This window comes from Pantoea sp. UYEF8, assembly GCF_040546285.1.
Taxonomy (GTDB): domain Bacteria; phylum Pseudomonadota; class Gammaproteobacteria; order Enterobacterales; family Enterobacteriaceae; genus Pantoea; species Pantoea brenneri.
Map to the genome: position 1 here is coordinate 479,629 of NZ_JBEPNM010000001.1, position 17,949 is coordinate 497,577.

Consider the following 17,949-nt stretch of genomic DNA (forward strand, 5'->3'; position numbering starts at 1 on the left):
TAACGCATAATCAGGACCTTTAGTCATCAGGGCGTGACCGAGACGCTTTTAATCTGGGCATAGAGCCACTGATCCGGCCGAATGCCCAGCTCATCACGCGCCCACGGCGTAATGCGCGCCCACAGTTCACTGATGCCGATGCGTAGCTTCACTTCCACCTGATCCCCGACCTCCACCAGCTCCACCACCTGCGCAGGCAGGATATTGCGGATAGAGGTGTTGTGCGGCGGTTGCAGCGCCAGCGAGACATCGGCCGAAGCAATACGGATCCGCAGTGGCGTTTTAAGCGGCTGATTAACCCGGCTGACCCAGATGTGCTGGTCACCCAGCGACAGCGCGGTCATTGGATAGTCGGGATGCTGCTCCAGCACCTGTACCCGCAGCACGCTGCTCAGCTCACTGACCGGCAGCCACGGCCGCATCGCGCTGCTGCTCCAGACCCGCTCCAGCGGACCAAACGCTTTGACTTTACCGCTATCCAGCACCAGCACGTTATCCGCCAGATGCAGGATCTCCTCAAGGCTGTGCGAAACATAGAGCATCGGGATATCCACCTGCTTCGCCAGCTTTTGCAGGTAAGGCATCAGCTCGCGTTTGCGCGGTAAATCCAGCGAGGCCAGCGGCTCATCCAGCAACAGCATATCCGGCGCGGTCAGTAATGCCCGGCCAATGGCCACCCGCTGCTTTTCCCCGCCCGACAGCGACAGCGGAAAACGCGACAACAATCCTTCAAGACCCAGCAGGGAGACCAGGGTATCGAACTGGGTTTTCATCTCAGGCGCCATGCCATATTGCAGGTTGCCGCGCACCCGATAGTGCGGGAACAGCCGGGCATCCTGAAAGACATAGCCAATCCGACGCTTTTCCGGCGGCAGGGAAATCTGCTGCTCTGCGTCAAACAGCAGACGATCGTGCAACTGAATCCGGCCACGCTGTGGCTGCGTCAGTCCACTGATGGCGTTGATCAGCGAGGTTTTACCGGCACCGGAGACGCCGAAAATAGCGGTGATCCCTTTGGCCGGTATCTGCAGGTCGATCGCCAGCTGATGATCGCCCTGTTGCTGGACAAAATTGAGTGACAGCATCAGGCCCCCATTCGCTTACGACCGAGACGGGCCAGCCATTCTGACGCCAGCAGCGACGCCAGCGCCAGCACAATGGCAATCACACACAGCCGGGCGGCTGCGCCTTCCGCACCGGGCGTTTCAATCAGGCTGTACATTGCCAGCGGAATGGTGCGCGTCTCGCCGGGAATATTAGAAACAAAGGTAATGGTGGCACCGAACTCCCCCAGCGAGCGGGCGAAGGCCAGCACGGTACCGACGATCACGCCCGGCAGAGTCAGCGGCAGCGTAATGGTGAAGAATACCCGCCAGCGACCCGCCCCCAGAGTGCGGGCGGCCTGTTCCAGCCGGATATCAACCGCCTCCAGCGCCAGCCGGATGGCGCGCACCATCAGCGGAAACGCGATCACCGCCGACGCCAGCGCCGCGCCGCGCCAGCTAAAAGCGAAGCTGAAGCCGAACCAGTCGTAGAGCTTTTCACCGATGATGCCGCGCCGTCCCAGGCCGATCAGCAGCAGATAGCCGACCACCACCGGCGGCAGCACCAGCGGCAGATGAATCAGGCTGTCGAGCAGCGCTTTGCCAGGAAAGCGGCAGCGCACCAGAATCCAGGCCATCAGGATGCCGAAAGGCAGACTGCCAGCTACGGCAATGCCAGAGACTTTCAGGCTAAGCAGAACCGCCTGCCATTCGGGATCGCTGAGTATCATTTGGTTGATGTGAATCCGTAATGTTTAAACACGACCGCCGCTTGCGGCCCTTTCAGGTAATCATAAAAAGCGTTAACGGCGGCATTATCGCGATCTTTAACGATCGCCATCGGATATTCCACCGGTTTGTGGCTGGAGGCCGGGAACCGTCCCACCACCTGCACCCGCTCACTGGCGACCGCATCTGAACCGTAAACAATGCCATACGGCGTTTCGTTGCGCTCCACCAGCGCCAGCGCGGCCCGCACATTATTTGCCGGAGCCAGCGACGGTTCAACCGTCTGCCAGGCGCCCAGCTTCTGTAGCGCCTCTTTGGCGTAAATGCCGGCCGGGACATGATCCGGATCGCCAACCGCCAGACGTTCACCGTGCAGCAGCGTTTTCCAGTCAGTCTGCGGGTTCAGTTCGACCCGCTTTGCCGATGCGCTGCGCGGCGCGACCAGCACCAAATCGTTACCCAGCAGGGTATAACGGCTGCGGTCGATGACGCTTTTTTTCGCCACCGCCTCATCCATCCACTGCTGATCGGCGGAGATAAACAGGTCGGCCGGTGCGCCCTGCTCAATCTGCCGTGCCAGCGTCGAGGAAGAAGCGAACGAAGCGACTACCGTCACCCCTTTTTCATGCTGATAACGGCTGCCGATTTCCTGCAGAGCGTTGGTCAGTGACGCCGCCGCAAAGACCGTAATTTTATCCGCTGCCACCGCCTGGCCTGCCAGGGAAGCTGTGACCAGCGCAGCTATTCCCCAGCGATAGTGTGTTAAAGACATGATGTTCTCCGGTTATTCGTTGTGTAGCGAATGATACAACGCCCTTTCCGGCAGTGTCAGAAAATTATCGGCAGTTTTAGCAGAAGGATGAGCAGAAGTTTGCGCAGCGGCAGAAAGCACCACGCCCGCCTGATTAGCGAGCGTGGTCGGGGGGATTAGTTATGCGAACGGGCTGACGATTTTTCGCGATGGCCAAATTTTGAGATGACGTTAAAGACTTCACCCAGGCCATAGATCAGACCCAGCATGATTGCCATCACGATAGGGACCATAATGATAGCCACGGCGAGGCTTTTAAGTAATTCCAGCATGGAGCGTCTCACTCTGTGAACAAAAAAGTGATTGTAACGGGTCAGCAAAAATTTGCGCAGCCCTTTTCGTGCTTTTACTTTGGCCCCGAAACGCCGCTATCATCGCGCAGATACGCCTTAACCCTTTGCCGGAGTCGCCATGCAAGCCGAACTTTCCCTCCATATTCGTTTACAGCAAAAACTGTTTGCCGATCCACGTCGTATCGAACTGCTGAAACGGGTACAGCAAACCGGCTCTATCAGTCAGGGCGCAAAGCTGGCGGGCATCAGTTACAAAAGCGCCTGGGATGCGATCAATGAGATGAACCAGCTGGCTGATGAGACGCTGGTGGCGCGCGCGACCGGCGGCAAAGGCGGCGGCGGTGCCACCCTGACGCGATACGGCGAGCGACTGATTCAGCTGTTTCACCTGATGGAGCAGATCCAGCAAAAAGCGTTTGATGCGCTGCAGCAGGACGCTCTGCCGCTCGACAGCCTGCTGGCCGCCATCGCCCGCTTTTCTTTACAGACCAGCGCCCGCAACCAGCTGTTTGGTACGGTGATCAGTAACGATTCGCAGCCGGTACTGCAACACCTGCAGGTGCTACTGGCTGACGGGGTGACCCAGCTTAAGGTCGCGCTGACGCAGCGCAGCGCCGATCGGCTGCAGCTGGCCGCCGGCAAAGAGGTGCTGGTGTTAATCAAAGCGCCATGGATTCAGGTGCGCCGTGACGCCGCAGACCACGATAATCAGCTGGCCGCCACCGTCAGCGCGATAGAACCCGGCGAGACGTTCAGCGAACTGTTAATGCAGTTGCCCAGCGGTGAAACCCTGTGCGCCACCCTGAGCAACGACGCGATACACCAGCAGGCGCTGCAGCCGGGCGACGTGGTGATCGCCAGTTTTAATGCTGACCAGGCGATCGTCGCGACCTTATTGTGATTTACCCCGCCTGATTTGACTTCATCGCGTCCAGTGGTTACAACTCAGTAACACGATGCAAAAAATGGAACAGATCATGGCTTCATTGCAGATTTCGCAAGGCACGTTTCGTCTTAGCGATACCCGGGTCCTGACCCTGAATCAGGTTGAGCTTCAGCGTGGCGAAAGCTGGGCTTTTGTCGGTGCCAACGGTAGCGGCAAGTCGTCGCTGGCCCGCGCCCTCTCCGGCGAACTTGCGCCGCTTGCCGGCTCGGTCAGCAGTGATTTTCAGCGTCCGACGCGGCTGTCGCTTGAGCAGTTGCAAAAGCTGGTGGCCGATGAGTGGCAGCGCAACAACACTGACCTGCTCAGCGAAGGTGAAGAGGATACCGGCCTGACCGTGGCAGAGGTGATTCAGGCGGAGGTGCAGCAGCCCGCACGCTGTGAGCAACTGGCCAGCCAGTTCGGCATCGATCACCTGCTGTCGCGCCGCTTTAAATACCTCTCTACCGGCGAAAGCCGCAAGACTCTGCTCTGTCAGGCGCTGATGCAGCAGCCGGATCTGTTGATTCTGGATGAGCCGTTTGACGGGCTGGATGTGGCGTCACGCGCCAGCCTGACCGAAACCTTACGCAGCCTGCAGCAGCCCGAATTTACCCTGGTGCTGGTGCTCAACCGGTTTGATGATATCCCTGACTATATTCAGCAAATCGGGGTGCTGGCAGAGTGTACCCTGACCCATATTGGCCCACGGCAGGCGATTTTAGCCGAAGCGCTGGTGGCGCAGCTGGCGCACAGTGAACAACTGCTGGGCATGGCGCTGCCGGAAGCCGATGCGCCGGACCAGCTGCCGTCGCTGGCCGATGATGCGCCGCGCGTGATACTGCGCAACGGCGTCGTCTCTTATCACGATCGGCCGGTGATCGACGGTCTTAGCTGGCAGGTGAATGCCGGCGAGCACTGGCAGATTATCGGTCCGAACGGGGCGGGCAAATCAACCCTGCTCAGCCTGGTGACCGGTGACCATCCGCAAGGCTACAGCAACGATCTGACGCTGTTTGGCCGCCGGCGCGGCAGCGGTGAAACCATCTGGGAGATCAAGCAGCATATCGGCTATGTCAGCAGCAGCCTGCATCTCGACTATCGCGTCAGCGTCAATGTGCTTACGGTGATCCTGTCAGGCTTCTTCGATTCGATTGGTCTCTATCAGCCAGCGTCTGACCGACAGAAGTCGCTGGCCCGGCAGTGGCTGGCGCTGCTCGGCATGACCCCTGCGCAGGCCGATGCCCCCTTCCATAGCCTCTCCTGGGGACAGCAGCGGCTGGTGTTAATTGCCCGCGCGCTGGTGAAACACCCGACGCTGCTGATTCTTGATGAGCCGCTGCAGGGACTTGATCCGATCAACCGCCAGCTGGTGCGGCGCTTTGTCGATGTGCTGATCGGCGAAGGCCGTACTCAGCTGCTGTTTGTTTCGCACCACGCCGAGGATGCGCCGCAGTGCATCACGCACCGTCTGAGCTTTGTTGCCAGCGACGGCCGTTACCACTACCAGCAGCAACAGCTCGGGTAATCCCGCCAGACGCCGGTCAGCCGGCGTCTGCTTTGCCTTCAGGTGTAACCGCTACCATTCCCTTCGCCCTTTTCTGCCAGCCCTACCGACACAATGCCACTAAATGAGAATATTCAGCTTGTGTAAACGATACCATTTATCCAGACTTGATCACGCTTTCGGGCGCGCTGATGTGCTACTTTTTACCGATGCCTTTCTGGCTTTTGACGCTTACCAGGATTCAACATGGAAAAATTTAACCCGGTCGATCACCCGCATCGCCGTTACAATCCACTGATTGATCAATGGATTTTAGTTTCACCTCATCGTGCCAAACGCCCATGGCAAGGCGCGCAGGAGACGCCGGCGGTTAATACCTTACCGGCGCACGATCCTGACTGCTTCCTGTGTGCCGGCAATACCCGCATTACCGGCGACAAAAACCCTGACTATACCGGCACTTATGTCTTTACCAATGACTTTGCTGCGCTGATGACCGACACGCCAGACGCGCCAGAGAGCGACGATCTGCTGATGCGCTGTGAAAGCGCACGCGGCACCAGTCGGGTGATCTGCTTTTCACCGGATCACAGTAAAACCCTGCCGGAGATGTCGCTGAGCGTGCTGGAAGAAGTGGTTCGCACCTGGCAGCAGCAGACGGCCGATCTGGGTCAGCACTACCCGTGGGTGCAGGTGTTTGAAAACAAAGGCGCGGCGATGGGCTGTTCTAACCCACATCCGCACGGTCAGATTTGGGCCAACAGCTTCCTGCCCAATGAAGCACAGCGCGAAGACGACCATCAGCGTGCTTACTTTGACCGACACGGTTCGCCGATGCTGGTCGATTATCTCGCGCGTGAACAGCAGGATGGCAGTCGCACCGTGGTCGAGACCGATCACTGGCTGGCCGTGGTGCCGTGGTGGGCGGCGTGGCCGTTCGAAACCCTGCTGCTGCCCAAAGCGCATATTAAACGCCTGACCGATCTTAATCAGGCGCAGCGCAGCGATCTGGCGAAAGCGATCAAGCTGCTGACCAGCCGCTACGACAATCTGTTCCAGTGCTCTTTCCCCTACTCGATGGGCTGGCACGGCGCGCCGTTCAACGGCGAAGCCAACGATCACTGGCAGTTGCATGCACACTTCTATCCGCCGCTGCTGCGTTCAGCAACGGTGCGTAAATTCATGGTTGGCTATGAAATGCTGGCCGAAACCCAACGCGATTTAACGGCGGAACAGGCGGCGGAACGTCTGCGTTCTGTCAGCGACGTTCACTTCCGTGAGGCACAATAATGAGCTTAAAAACCATCACGCAGCAGGTCTTCTCTGAGACCTTCAGCTATGCGCCTACCCACACCATTCAGGCTCCGGGTCGCGTTAATCTGATTGGCGAACATACCGACTACAACGATGGCTTTGTGCTGCCGTGCGCCATCGACTATCAGACCGTAATCGCCTGCGCCCGTCGTGACGATCGTCAGATTCGGGTCGTCGCGGTCGATTACGACAATGCCGAAGACAGCTTCTCGCTGGATGAAGAGATCGTCAGCCTTGAGCAGCCGATGTGGGCCAACTATGTGCGCGGCGTGGTGAAACACCTGCAACAGCGCCACGCCGATTTCGGCGGTATCGATATGGTGATCAGTGGCAATGTGCCGCAGGGCGCAGGCCTGAGTTCCTCTGCCTCGCTGGAAGTGGCGGTCGGCACCGTGGTGCAGCAGCTCTACCATCTGCCGCTGGACGGCGCGGCAATTGCGGTCAACGGTCAGGAAGCTGAGAACCAGTTCGTCGGCTGTAACTGCGGCATCATGGACCAGCTGATTTCGGCGCTCGGTCAGAAAGATCACGCCATGCTGCTCGATTGCCGCACGCTGGGTACCCGTCCGGTCTCGATGCCGGAAGACATTGCGGTAGTGATCATCAACTCTAACTTCCGCCGTACCCTGGTCGGCAGCGAGTACAACACCCGCCGCCAGCAGTGTGAAACCGGCGCGCGCTTCTTCAACAAGCCTGCGCTGCGTGACGTTGAACTGGCTGAATTTGAGGCGGCGCAGTCGCAACTCGATCCGCAGGTAGCGAAGCGCGTTCGTCACGTGCTGACGGAAAATGCCCGCACGCTGGAAGCAGCAGAAGCGCTGACCCGCGGTGACCTGACGCGTATGGGCCAGCTGATGGCGGAATCTCACGCCTCAATGCGTGATGATTTTGAGATCACCGTTCCACCGATCGATACGCTGGTGGAGATTGTTAAAGCCCAAATCGGCGAGCGCGGCGGCGTGCGCATGACCGGCGGCGGCTTTGGCGGCTGTATCGTGGCGCTGATGCCGCTCGATCTGGTCGATCAGGTGAAAGCTGCGGTGGCGGAGCAGTATGAAGCGCAGACCGGCATCAAAGAGACCTTCTACGTCTGTAAAGCCTCAGCGGGAGCCGGCCCATGTTAAACGACGTCAATTCTCACGCGCCGGACGGCCAGCCGTGGCGCATCACCGTGTTGCGTAATGCGAACGGCATGCTGGTGACATTTATGGACTGGGGCGCAACCTGGCTGTCGGCCCGTGTTCCGATGCAGGATGGCACGGTGCGTGAGGCGCTGCTCGGCTGCGCCACGCCGTCAGATTACCTGCATCAGGATGCCTATCTGGGTGCCACGGTCGGACGCTACGCCAACCGTATCGCCGGTGCGAAGCTGAATAAACTTAACCGGCAGCTGGCGGCTAATCAGGGCCCGCATCAGCTGCACGGTGGCCCGCAAGGTTTTGATAAGCGCCGCTGGCAGATCGTCAGTCAGTCGGAAACCGAGGTGCACTATCGGCTGGATTCGCCCGATGGCGACCAGGGCTATCCGGGCAACCTGATTGCCGATCTACGCTATCAGCTGGATGACGATAACTGCCTGAGCATTCAGTATGAAGCGCGCTGCGATCAGGCCTGTCCGGTCAACCTGACCAACCATGCTTACTTTAACCTTGATGCGCATCATGGCGACGCGCGTCAGCATCGCTTACAACTGCACGCCGACAGTTATCTGCCGGTCGACAGCGAGGGTATTCCGAATGCGCCGCTGAAAGCGGTGGCGGGCACCAGTTTCGATTTTCGTCAGGCCAAACCAGTGGCGCAGGATTTCCTCGCCGACGATGATCAGCGTGCGGTGAAGGGTTATGACCACGCGTTCCTGCTGAACAGCGCCGGGGACGCCAGTCAGCCCGCGGCAGAACTCTGGTCAGAAGATGGCAAACTGCAGCTCAGTGTCACCACCTCGGCACCGGCGTTGCAGTTCTATTCGGCTAACTATCTGGCAGGCACCCGTGCTCGTGAGCAGGAGAGCTATACTGCTTTTCAGGGCATTGCGCTGGAGAGCGAGTTTTTGCCGGACTCGCCTAATCATGCTGAATGGCCGCAGGCCGATTGCTGGCTGCAGCCGGGAGATCGCTGGGAATCGGTGACGCGTTATCGCTTCACGCCGCGCTGAGTCACCGGCTGAAAAACGCGCAGTGCGTTACCGACAGGCTTACGCGCTGCGCGCTTTTCCGTTATGGTATGGCGCAATTGGCTCGTTGAACGGGCTGGCAGCAGCAGGTTTCCATTCTCACAGAAACATCACAGTATTAAGGAGTTAAGCTATGGCTGTAACTAAGCTGGTTCTGGTGCGACACGGCGAAAGCCAGTGGAACAACGAAAACCGCTTTACCGGTTGGTATGATGTTGACCTTTCTGAAAAAGGTCGTGGCGAAGCCAAATCAGCGGGTCAACTGCTGAAGAAAGAAGGCTTTGTTTTTGATTTTGCTTACACCTCAGTACTGAAGCGTGCTATCCACACCCTGTGGAACGTGCTGGATGAGCTGGATCAGGCCTGGCTGCCGGTCGAAAAAACCTGGCGTCTGAACGAGCGTCACTACGGTGCGCTGCAGGGTCTGGATAAAGCAGAAACCGCCGCCAAGTATGGTGATGAGCAGGTTAAGCAGTGGCGTCGCGGCTTTGCCGTTACTCCACCAGAACTGGACCGTTCGGATGAGCGTTTCCCTGGCCACGATCCACGCTATGCGTCACTGACCCCTGAGCAGCTGCCGACCACTGAGAGCCTGGCGCTGACCATCGATCGCGTGATCCCTTACTGGAATGACACCATTCTGCCGCGCATCAAAAGCGGTGAGAAAGTGATTATCGCCGCCCACGGTAACTCACTGCGTGCGCTGGTAAAATATCTGGATAACCTGAGCGAAGATGAGATCCTCGAACTGAACATCCCAACCGGCGTGCCGCTGGTGTATGAGTTCGATGAAAACTTCAAACCGCTGAAACGTTACTACCTGGGTGATGCCGACGAGATCGCAGCGAAAGCCGCGGCCGTCGCTAACCAGGGTAAAGCCAAATAATTTTGCGCTAAAACGTAAAAAGGCCAGACGTGAGTCTGGCCTTTTTTATGCGCGCTGCCTTCAGCCGCGACGCTGTTTTACCGCTGCCGCTAACTGGCGTAACACTTTATTGGTGTCATCCCAGCCGATGCAGGCGTCAGTGACGCTCTGGCCGTAGACCAGCGGCTCACCGCTCTCGAGGCTTTGATTGCCTTCCACCAGATGACTCTCAATCATCACGCCGACAATTGCCCGCTCGCCGTTGATCATCTGCTGCGCCACATCGTCCGCCACCAGCATCTGCTTCTGGAACTGCTTGCTGCTGTTAGCGTGGCTGAAGTCGATCATCACCTGCTGCGGCAGACCGGCTTTCGCCAGACCGGTTTTGACCTCGCTGACGTGCTGCGCACTGTAGTTTGGCTCTTTGCCGCCGCGCAGAATGATGTGGCAATCGGCATTACCGCTGGTTTCGACAATCGCCGAATGGCCATATTTGGTCACCGACAGGAAGCAGTGCGGTGAACCGGCGGCGTTGATGGCGTCGATAGCCACCTTGATGGTGCCGTCAGTGCCATTTTTAAAGCCCACCGGACAGGAGAGGCCTGACGCCAGTTCACGGTGAACCTGTGACTCGGTGGTGCGGGCACCAATCGCCCCCCAGCTCATCAGATCGGCCACGTACTGTGGGGTGATCATATCCAGGAACTCGCCCGCCGCCGGTAAGCCGCTGTCGTTGATATCCAGCAGCAGTTTACGCGCCAGACGCAGTCCGTCGTTCAGCTGGAAGCTGCCGTCCATGTAGGGATCGTTGATCAGCCCTTTCCAGCCCACCGTGGTACGCGGCTTTTCAAAATAGACCCGCATCACGATTTCCAGCTCGCCTTTCAGTTCGTTGCGCAGCGTCAGCAGGCGAGCGGCGTACTCTTTTGCTGCTTCGGTGTCATGAATCGAGCACGGCCCGATCACCACCAGCAGACGATCGTCCTGTCCCTGTAAAATCTGATGAATCGCCTGACGCGCCTGAGAAACGGTTTCTGCCGCGCGATCGGTCGCCGGGAATTTTTCAAGCAGTGCTACCGGCGGTAACAGCTCTTTGATCTCTTTAATGCGTAAATCATCGTTCTGGTAATTCATACTGATTCCATATTATTTCTGGCCCAGCGCGCGCCGGGCACAACCCGACCAATGTAGCCCGAAGCGTCAGGGGTGTAAATTCCCGCTGCGGGTTAAATGTGCGGGTGATATTTGCATTAATCGGGTAAGCGTCTAGACTTTTTAATGGTAAGCACTGAGGAATGGACTGCTTACCCGATTAAATCACCCTGTTTAAGCCAACCGGCGAATTTTATTTCGTCAGGGATTCTTTTATCCAAACTGCACCTCTGGGCTTGAAGCAGCAACTTCATTAATTAACGGGAGCATAATGATGAAAAAGTTTGCCTTACTCTTTTTAACAGCAGCGATGACACTGAGCAGCGGCGCGGCAATGGCGGCGAGCGGCAACAACGGTACGGCTAACCAGGCTGCCGATGCGGGCGCAGCGGCGGGCGGTGCAAAAGAGAACCTGCCGCCAAATAAAGTGGATAACAGCAATATTAATAATACCGGCACCAACACCAATCCGGCCGCCGCGGGCAGTAACACCAGCAGCGGTAATATGTCTGCAAATGAAATTGACCAGAATAGTCAATGTAAAGACGGCAAATGCCCGAACATTAATAAGAAAGTGCAGACTAAAGAAGGTGGCGGTGACGTTAATACCAAAACCGACGGCACGTCGCAGTAATTCTGTCCGATCAGGAGAGCGCCTGCTCTCCTGTCTTTTTCTCCCCTCCTCTCTTCTCTTCCGCTATGCTGAGCCGGTGAAATTAACAGGGAAACGTTCATGGCCGCATTGCTTCTGATTGATGATCATCCACTGGTCGAGGTCGCCCTTGAGGCTGCACTGACCCAATCGCCGATTCCGATTACGCTCTACCCGGCCAGCAGCGAAAAAGCGGCGCGCCCCTTTCTGTCCTTGCCGCTGGATATTATCGTGCTGGATATTGGCCTGCCGGATGGTGACGGGCTGGAAATTCTGCGTCGCCTGAAAATTCATCTGCCGGATTGTCCGGTGCTGATCTACTCGGCCCAGCAAACCCAGCACACCATGCGACGTGCGCAGGCGCTGGGTGCAGCAGGTTACGTAGTGAAAAGTCAGCGGATGGAGCAGTTACTCAGCGCCATTCTGGCGGTGCTGGGCGGCCATACCGCCTTTCCCGTCATTGAAGATGGCCCGGAGCTGCCGCTGACGCAAAAAGAGCGTCAGGTGCTGGCCTTGCTGGCCAGCGGCTTATCGAACCTGCAAATCGCCGAACAACTGCACATCAGCAACAAAACCGTCAGCACCCATAAAAAGAATATTCTGGAAAAAACCGGCGCCCGTTCGGTGGTGGAACTGGCCGACCTGTGGAAGGCGCAGCAGTGAAATACGCGTTGCTGATTTTGCTGCTGCTGTGGGGCGGAGCCCGGGCAGACGTTCGTCCGGTCAGCAGCGTTAACCTGCCAATGATGCTGCCGGTGAATCGCGCCGAAACCATGCAGGGGCGGATGCTGCGCGTCGGCCTGCTGGAAGAGAATAACGCGCCGTGGGCGATGCGCATCGGCAACGATCTGTACGGTATCAATGCCGATTATCTCTCGGCGCTGCGCCAGCTGTCCGGTGCCCAGTTCAGCCTGACGCTGTATGCCGATCAGGCGCATCTGTTACAGGCGCTGAACGACGGCCAGATCGATTTTGCCCTCGGTATGCTGGCCGCCCCTTTGCCGGACGGCATCCTCAGCAGTGATAACTGGTTCAGCAGCCCGCTGCGCATCTACCGTAATCAGCAAAATCAGCGTGCGGTGATGTTTAACAGCCAGAATGCCCAACTGGCGATCAGTGACACAACGCTGGCACAGCTGCCGCCGGCGCTGGCGGCGCGTCATCACTGGCGGCGATACAGCAGCGATTTGCAGGCCCTTTACACCCTGCTTAATCAGCAGAACGATTATGTGGTGGCGGACGAGACCAGCGCCGGCTTTCTGTTGAGCCAGCTGCAGCAGGGTCAGATTTATCAGATCGCCTCGCGGATAGAAGCCGGACAGGTCAATCTGCGTGCGGTCAGCCGCGATCCGCAACTGATTGGCTGGATTAATCAGAGCCTGCGTCAGCTGCCTGCCGAACTGATGAATACTCTTCAGGCGCGCTGGAGCAGCATTCTGCCGCGCTATCAGGATACCCAGACCCTGATGCTCAGCCCGGATGAGCGGGCGTGGATTGCTGCCCATCCGCGCGTGCGTTACACCGCCGAGCCGGATAACTATCCGTGGAGCTATCGCGACAGCACCGGTACGGCGCGCGGCTATGGGGTGGAACTGCTGAAAGTGATTGCCCAGAGTACCGGGCTGCAATTTGAGCCGGTGTGGGTCAGCAATCCCCGCCAGGCCGCCACGCTGCTCGGTCAGCAGCAGGCGATGCTGCAGCTGATGCAACCGCTTAACGGTGATGCCATGCAGAGCACCTCGCTGCCGGTATGGCGCGCGCTGTGGGGCATCTACAGCATCCAGCCCGACACCCTGACGCACTGGCGCGATCTGCGCGGTAAACGCGTCGGAGTGTTGCAGGACGATCTGGCGCAGCGGCTGCTGCCTGACGATCTGCAGCCGCAACGCTTTACCGATCGCAACAGCCTGTACGATGCGCTGGCTAAAGGACAAATCGATGCGCTGGTCGATAATGTGCTGTCGGCCCGCTGGCGCATCGCCAGCCGCAACGACGTCCGTATCCATCTTGCCTTTGCCGCCAGCGATATCGCCTGGCCGATCGCGCTGGGCGTCACATCCGACCAGCCGGTGCTGCGCGCGCTGCTGGATCGGGCGCTGCAGCAGATCCCGGCAGAAACCCAGAGCCAGATGCGGGACAGCTGGTCGACGCCACCGCAGCCGGGCAGCGTGATGGTGATGCGCTCCTTACCGATGATGGTGCTGGCGATTGCCGGGGCGGCGATCGCCTTGCTGTTGCTGTTACTGGCCCGCCGTTACTGGCAGCAGCGCCGTGAACGCCAGCAGCGTGAGCAGGCGGAGCGCGCCAATGCGATGAAAAGTCAGTTTCTGGCGACCGTCAGCCATGAGCTGCGCACCCCGATGCAGGCGATCCTCGGGCTGCTGGAACTGGAAAAGCAGCAGCACAATAGCCAGAATCTGACGCTGCTGCACAGCAGCGCGCAGTCGTTGCTGACCCTGCTTAATGACCTGCAGGATCACGCGCGAATTGAGAGCAACAGCTTCACCCTGTCACCGCGTCCGCTGGCTCTGCCGCAGTGGCTCGAACAGCAGCAGCATTTTTACCATCCGTTAATGCGCGCTGACGGACCGCGGCTGGTGGTTGACGCACTGACGCCATTGCCTGAGGCGATCCTGATCGATGCCGATCGGTTGCAGCAGGTAGTGAATAATCTGATGACCAATGCGCTGAAGTTTACCCGCCACGGTGAGATCCGCCTGACCCTGGCGGCCCGGCAGCAGCTGGAGCTGACGGTCAGCGACAGCGGCAGCGGTATTCCAGCCGATGAGCAGCAGAAGCTGTTCGATCCCTGGTATCAGGCGCCGTCCGGTCGATCGGTTTCGGTGCAGGGCAGCGGTCTTGGGCTGTTTATCTGCCGTGAAATGGTGCTGCGCATGGGAGGCGATATCCGGCTCAGCTCTCAGCCCGGCCACGGTACTCAGGTCACCGTCACACTGCCGCTGCAACCCTGCGAACCGGTCAGCCACAGCAGCGAGTCCACCCTGCCCGGCTATCCTCAGCTGCGCGTGGCGATTGTGGATGATCATCCCACCAATCTGCTGGTGATGCAGCAGCAGCTGGCGCGCTTTGCTATCCAGGCTGACATCTTCGAACAGGGACGCGATCTGTTGCGGGCCGATGCGCAACAGCCGTATGACCTGTTATTTATCGATCAGATGATGCCGCGCCCTGACGGTACGCTGCTGCTGCGGCTGTTGCGCCGTCGTGACCGCCAGCGTGGCCGTCAGGCGATGCGGGTGCTCTGTTCAGCCGACGCCCAACTGCTGGCACAGCCGCTGGCGGCGGGCGAGCGGGTGCTGATCAAACCGGTGCAGTTATCCGACCTCAGTGCGCTGCTGGCCGAGTGGCAGGCCGATCCGCTGGCGGCGCTGGATGACAATCTGCTGCGGCTGGCGCAGCACAACGACAAGTTTCTCGGCCGCCTGAGCCAGACGCTGCGCGACACGGTGAGCCAGGATCTGGCGCGGCTCACCACGGCGCGCGAGCAGTCGGACCCGCACGGATTAGCGGAAGCCGCTCACCGGATGAAAGGCAGCTGGTTACTGGTGGGACTGGAGGAAGGCGCGCAGCTCAGCCAGCAGCTGGCGGAACAGGCAAAACAGCATCAGGACACGTCTGAAACATGGCGATTACTGATATTATTGACTAACAGGTTACTGAAAAAACTGGATTCTTATGGCACACATCCACACTCATAGCGGGCAGGATAGTAATCGCACCCGTCTGGCGGCCGCGTTTGGCGTCACCACCCTGTTTATGGTCGCCGAAGTGATTGGCGGCTGGTTGTCTGGCTCGCTGGCGCTGCTGGCCGACGCCGGTCATATGCTGACCGATGCCGCCGCGCTGCTGATGGCGCTGCTGGCAGTGCAGTTTGCTCGCCGCAAACCCAATGCCCGCCATACCTTTGGCCTGCTTCGCCTGACCACGCTGGCCGCGTTTGTCAATGCGCTGGCCCTGCTGGCGATTACCGCGTTGATCGTCTGGGAGGCGCTGCGTCGCTTTGCCGATCCGCAACCGGTGACCGGCGGACTGATGCTGGGTATCGCGATCGCGGGTCTGCTGGCCAATATCCTGTCGTTCTGGTTGCTGCATCACGGCAGCGGAGAGAAGAATCTGAACGTGCGCGCCGCGGCGCTGCATGTGATGGGCGATCTGCTGGGATCGGTGGGTGCTATCGTGGCGGCGGTGATTATTATGCTGACCGGCTGGACGCCGATTGACCCAATCCTGTCACTGCTGGTATCGCTGTTGGTGCTGCGCAGCGCCTGGGCGTTGTTGCGCGAAAGCCTGCAGGAGTTACTGGAAGGTGCGCCGCGTTCGCTGGATGTCACCCGACTGATCCGCGATCTGACGCTCAATATTGCCGAAGTGCGTAACGTGCATCATGTACATCTGTGGCAGGTCGGCGAGAAACCGCTGCTGACGCTGCACGTGCAGGTGATCCCGCCTTACGATCATGACGCGCTGCTGCACCGTATTCATGATTATCTGCAGCAGCACTATCAGATTGCGCACGCCACCGTGCAGATGGAGTACCAGCCGTGTGCCGGTGCCGAGTGCGAACTCGGCATGAACAGTGGCTCAGCGGCCAGTCACGTCCATCATGACCACCGTCACGCGCCGGGTGAGCATCACGCTCACTAAGATGATAGCGCGCGGGAACCCTGTTGCCGCGCGCTGCGAATCCACATCCGCGAACCGTTCAGCGCAATCAGCGTCAGAATCACATATTCCAGCGACATCGCATACACGCCCTGACGCGCAAAAATCATTACGCTAATCACGTTGATGATTACCCACAGCAGCCAGTTCTCGACATATTTGCGCGTCATCAGGATCATCGCCGCAATCGACAGCACCATCATGCAGGAATCCCAGAACGGGAACGCATCCGGTTGCAGCGCTGGCATCGCCACCGCCAGTCCGAGACCGTTCATCAGCGTTACCGCCGCCCGCGTCAGCAGCGCAAACACCGGATCGATATAGCGCGTCATCAGCGCAATCGCGATGATGCAGCCGGCTGCCCAGGCCAGTGCTTTGGGTAACGGCAGCCAGCGAATCTTCAGCGCCGCCTGATGGTCATCCGTCTGCCGACTCCAGGCGTACCAGCCATAGAGATTGGCGACGAAAAAGAACAGCTGCAACAGCAGGCTGGCATAGAGCTGGATTTGAAAGAAGATCACCGCAAACAGCGTGACGTTAATCAGGCCAAACGGATAATTGACGATCTTTTCCAGGCTGGCGAGCCAGATACAGAGTAAACCCGCCAGGGTGCCAATCGCTTCAATCCACGAGAGGTCGTAACCGCCCGCACCGAGCGGAATATGCACCAGAATATTGTGCGTGCTGAAGAAATCCATGGCTGGCACCTGTCAAAGAAACGCCTCAGGCGTTTCCTTTCACGTTGAGTTTAAGATCTGCTGCAAAGGATAGCATGCGATTAAGCGGCAGCAATGCGGCCTCTCGCAGGTCATCGGCAACCTGAACCTGATGATCTGCCCCACCCGACTCCAGCGCCTCTGCAATCGCCCTGAGGCCGTTCATCGCCATCCACGGGCAATGTGCGCAGCTGCGACAGGTTGCTCCTTCTCCGGCGGTCGGCGCTTCCAGCAGCTCTTTTTCCGGAACCGCCTGCTGCATTTTATAAAAGATGCCGCGATCGGTCGCGACGATCATTTGCGGATGCGGCAGCGATTTCGCCGCCTGAATCAGCTGGCTGGTAGACCCCACCGCGTCGGCCAGATCGACAATCGCCTGCGGCGACTCGGGATGCACCAGCACCGCCGCCTCAGGATAGAGCGCTTTCATCCGCTGCAACGCCTGGGTTTTAAACTCGTCATGTACGATGCAGGCACCCTGCCAGCACAGCACATCCGCGCCCGATTTTTGCGTCACGTAGCGGCCAAGATGGCGATCCGGTGCCCAGATGATTTTCTGGCCGAGGCTGTCGAGATGTTCAATCAGTTCAACCGCGATGCTGGAGGTCACCACCCAGTCGGCGCGCGCTTTCACCGCCGCAGAAGTATTGGCGTAGACCACCACGGTACGATCGGGATGGGCATCGCAGAAGGCGTTGAACTCCTCAATCGGGCAGCCCAGATCGAGGGAACATTCGGCCTGCAGCGTCGGCATCAGCACGGTTTTCTCCGGGCTGAGGATTTTGGCGGTTTCTCCCATGAAGCGTACGCCTGCCACCAGCAGGGTTGTCGCCGGATGGTTACTGCCGAAGCGCGCCATCTCCAGCGAGTCGGAGACACAGCCGCCGGTCTCTTCCGCCAGCGCCTGAATTTCCGGGTCGGTGTAGTAGTGCGCCACCATCACGGCATTGCGTGCTTTCAGTAACGCTTTGATTTTCTCACGATAGGCCGCCTTTTCATCATCAGTCAGTCGGGCAGGCTTGGGCGGGAAAGGGTAAACGGCGCTCTCGGGATCGAACATCACACTCATGACACAGCTCTCGTTTTATCTAA

At 58.8% G+C, this 17,949-nt stretch carries 17 protein-coding genes; 10 read left to right on the forward strand and 7 right to left on the reverse strand.

The genetic code is table 11. From position 1 onward, the window contains the following. Positions 1 to 26: 26 nt before the first annotated feature. From modC to ABIB18_RS02340, 4 genes are all read right to left on the reverse strand, one after another. A complete protein-coding gene (gene modC / locus ABIB18_RS02325; protein WP_031376843.1) occupies positions 27 to 1,085 on the reverse strand; it encodes a molybdenum ABC transporter ATP-binding protein ModC in 1,059 nt (352 codons plus the stop codon). Beyond that, positions 1,085 to 1,774, reverse strand: coding sequence for a molybdate ABC transporter permease subunit (modB, locus tag ABIB18_RS02330; RefSeq protein ID WP_031376842.1), 690 nt, complete (start codon positions 1,772 to 1,774; stop codon positions 1,085 to 1,087). Before modB ends, modC begins: the two co-directional genes overlap by 1 nt. Beyond that, on the reverse strand, positions 1,771 to 2,544 hold the full coding sequence (gene modA, locus ABIB18_RS02335; RefSeq protein ID WP_354473588.1) for a molybdate ABC transporter substrate-binding protein: 774 nt from the start codon (positions 2,542 to 2,544) through the stop codon (positions 1,771 to 1,773). The genes modB and modA overlap by 4 nt, the downstream gene beginning before the upstream one ends. A gap of 155 nt (positions 2,545 to 2,699) precedes the next feature. Then, positions 2,700 to 2,855 (reverse strand): AcrZ family multidrug efflux pump-associated protein, encoded by a 156-nt coding sequence (locus ABIB18_RS02340; protein WP_031376840.1) that lies wholly within the window; start codon positions 2,853 to 2,855, stop codon positions 2,700 to 2,702. 139 nt (positions 2,856 to 2,994) lie between these two features. On the opposite strand from ABIB18_RS02340, the gene modE reads away from it, so the two are divergent. The 6 genes from modE (at position 2,995) to gpmA (ending at position 9,675) form a co-directional block, all read left to right on the forward strand. Then, entirely contained in the window at positions 2,995 to 3,777 is a 783-nt protein-coding gene (gene modE / locus ABIB18_RS02345; RefSeq protein WP_031376839.1) for a molybdenum-dependent transcriptional regulator, read from the forward strand. A 76-nt stretch (positions 3,778 to 3,853) separates the two neighbouring features. Further along, positions 3,854 to 5,326: a molybdate ABC transporter ATP-binding protein ModF gene (gene modF, locus ABIB18_RS02350; protein ID WP_069728047.1), complete on the forward strand. Its 1,473-nt coding sequence runs from the start codon at positions 3,854 to 3,856 to the stop codon at positions 5,324 to 5,326. A 225-nt stretch (positions 5,327 to 5,551) separates the two neighbouring features. Continuing rightward, a complete protein-coding gene (gene galT, locus ABIB18_RS02355; RefSeq protein WP_354473589.1) occupies positions 5,552 to 6,595 on the forward strand; it encodes a galactose-1-phosphate uridylyltransferase in 1,044 nt (347 codons plus the stop codon). Next, on the forward strand, positions 6,595 to 7,743 hold the full coding sequence (galK, locus tag ABIB18_RS02360) for a galactokinase (RefSeq protein ID WP_354473590.1): 1,149 nt from the start codon (positions 6,595 to 6,597) through the stop codon (positions 7,741 to 7,743). Before galT ends, galK begins: the two co-directional genes overlap by 1 nt. Beyond that, on the forward strand, positions 7,737 to 8,771 hold the full coding sequence (gene galM / locus ABIB18_RS02365; RefSeq protein WP_031376835.1) for a galactose-1-epimerase: 1,035 nt from the start codon (positions 7,737 to 7,739) through the stop codon (positions 8,769 to 8,771). The genes galK and galM overlap by 7 nt, the downstream gene beginning before the upstream one ends. Positions 8,772 to 8,922: 151 nt before the next feature. After that, positions 8,923 to 9,675 carry a 2,3-diphosphoglycerate-dependent phosphoglycerate mutase gene (gene gpmA, locus ABIB18_RS02370; protein ID WP_089561134.1) on the forward strand — a complete coding sequence of 251 codons (753 nt, stop codon included), beginning with the start codon at positions 8,923 to 8,925 and terminating at the stop codon, positions 9,673 to 9,675. Between the two features lie 60 nt (positions 9,676 to 9,735). Here the strand turns inward: gpmA and aroG are convergent, their stop codons facing one another. After that, the gene (gene aroG / locus ABIB18_RS02375; RefSeq protein WP_354473591.1) at positions 9,736 to 10,788 is read right to left on the reverse strand and encodes a 3-deoxy-7-phosphoheptulonate synthase AroG; all 1,053 of its coding nucleotides are present in this window, start codon (positions 10,786 to 10,788) and stop codon (positions 9,736 to 9,738) included. 289 nt (positions 10,789 to 11,077) lie between these two features. On the opposite strand from aroG, the gene ABIB18_RS02380 reads away from it, so the two are divergent. From ABIB18_RS02380 to zitB, 4 genes are all read left to right on the forward strand, one after another. Beyond that, positions 11,078 to 11,440, forward strand: coding sequence for a YbgS-like family protein (locus ABIB18_RS02380; protein ID WP_031376832.1), 363 nt, complete (start codon positions 11,078 to 11,080; stop codon positions 11,438 to 11,440). A gap of 99 nt (positions 11,441 to 11,539) precedes the next feature. Continuing rightward, positions 11,540 to 12,121: a response regulator transcription factor gene (locus tag ABIB18_RS02385; RefSeq protein WP_031376831.1), complete on the forward strand. Its 582-nt coding sequence runs from the start codon at positions 11,540 to 11,542 to the stop codon at positions 12,119 to 12,121. Further along, positions 12,103 to 15,177: a hybrid sensor histidine kinase/response regulator gene (locus tag ABIB18_RS02390; RefSeq protein ID WP_354473592.1), complete on the forward strand. Its 3,075-nt coding sequence runs from the start codon at positions 12,103 to 12,105 to the stop codon at positions 15,175 to 15,177. Before ABIB18_RS02385 ends, ABIB18_RS02390 begins: the two co-directional genes overlap by 19 nt. Further along, complete coding sequence (gene zitB, locus ABIB18_RS02395) at positions 15,155 to 16,123, forward strand: CDF family zinc transporter ZitB (protein ID WP_354473593.1); 969 nt, start codon at positions 15,155 to 15,157, stop codon at positions 16,121 to 16,123. The genes ABIB18_RS02390 and zitB overlap by 23 nt, the downstream gene beginning before the upstream one ends. Here the strand turns inward: zitB and pnuC are convergent. Together pnuC and nadA are read right to left on the reverse strand one after the other, a co-directional pair. Continuing rightward, a complete protein-coding gene (gene pnuC / locus ABIB18_RS02400) occupies positions 16,120 to 16,839 on the reverse strand; it encodes a nicotinamide riboside transporter PnuC (RefSeq protein ID WP_069728042.1) in 720 nt (239 codons plus the stop codon). The two genes, zitB and pnuC, sit on opposite strands and share 4 nt — an antisense overlap. A gap of 25 nt (positions 16,840 to 16,864) precedes the next feature. Continuing rightward, the gene (gene nadA / locus ABIB18_RS02405) at positions 16,865 to 17,926 is read right to left on the reverse strand and encodes a quinolinate synthase NadA (RefSeq protein ID WP_031376827.1); all 1,062 of its coding nucleotides are present in this window, start codon (positions 17,924 to 17,926) and stop codon (positions 16,865 to 16,867) included. Between the last annotated feature and the right edge of the window lie 23 nt (positions 17,927 to 17,949).

Coding starts and splice junctions, on each gene's coding strand:
- gpmA (WP_089561134.1), top strand. CDS start 8,923: ATGGCTGTAACTAAGCTGGTTCTGGTGCGACACGGCGAAAGCCAGTGG.
- zitB (WP_354473593.1), top strand. CDS start 15,155: ATGGCACACATCCACACTCATAGCGGGCAGGATAGTAATCGCACCCGT.
- modA (WP_354473588.1), bottom strand. CDS start 2,544: ATGTCTTTAACACACTATCGCTGGGGAATAGCTGCGCTGGTCACAGCT.
- modC (WP_031376843.1), bottom strand. CDS start 1,085: ATGCTGTCACTCAATTTTGTCCAGCAACAGGGCGATCATCAGCTGGCG.
- ABIB18_RS02380 (WP_031376832.1), top strand. CDS start 11,078: ATGATGAAAAAGTTTGCCTTACTCTTTTTAACAGCAGCGATGACACTG.
- ABIB18_RS02340 (WP_031376840.1), bottom strand. CDS start 2,855: ATGCTGGAATTACTTAAAAGCCTCGCCGTGGCTATCATTATGGTCCCT.
- galM (WP_031376835.1), top strand. CDS start 7,737: ATGTTAAACGACGTCAATTCTCACGCGCCGGACGGCCAGCCGTGGCGC.
- galT (WP_354473589.1), top strand. CDS start 5,552: ATGGAAAAATTTAACCCGGTCGATCACCCGCATCGCCGTTACAATCCA.
- aroG (WP_354473591.1), bottom strand. CDS start 10,788: ATGAATTACCAGAACGATGATTTACGCATTAAAGAGATCAAAGAGCTG.
- galK (WP_354473590.1), top strand. CDS start 6,595: ATGAGCTTAAAAACCATCACGCAGCAGGTCTTCTCTGAGACCTTCAGC.
- modF (WP_069728047.1), top strand. CDS start 3,854: ATGGCTTCATTGCAGATTTCGCAAGGCACGTTTCGTCTTAGCGATACC.
- nadA (WP_031376827.1), bottom strand. CDS start 17,926: ATGAGTGTGATGTTCGATCCCGAGAGCGCCGTTTACCCTTTCCCGCCC.
- modB (WP_031376842.1), bottom strand. CDS start 1,774: ATGATACTCAGCGATCCCGAATGGCAGGCGGTTCTGCTTAGCCTGAAA.
- ABIB18_RS02385 (WP_031376831.1), top strand. CDS start 11,540: ATGGCCGCATTGCTTCTGATTGATGATCATCCACTGGTCGAGGTCGCC.
- pnuC (WP_069728042.1), bottom strand. CDS start 16,839: ATGGATTTCTTCAGCACGCACAATATTCTGGTGCATATTCCGCTCGGT.
- modE (WP_031376839.1), top strand. CDS start 2,995: ATGCAAGCCGAACTTTCCCTCCATATTCGTTTACAGCAAAAACTGTTT.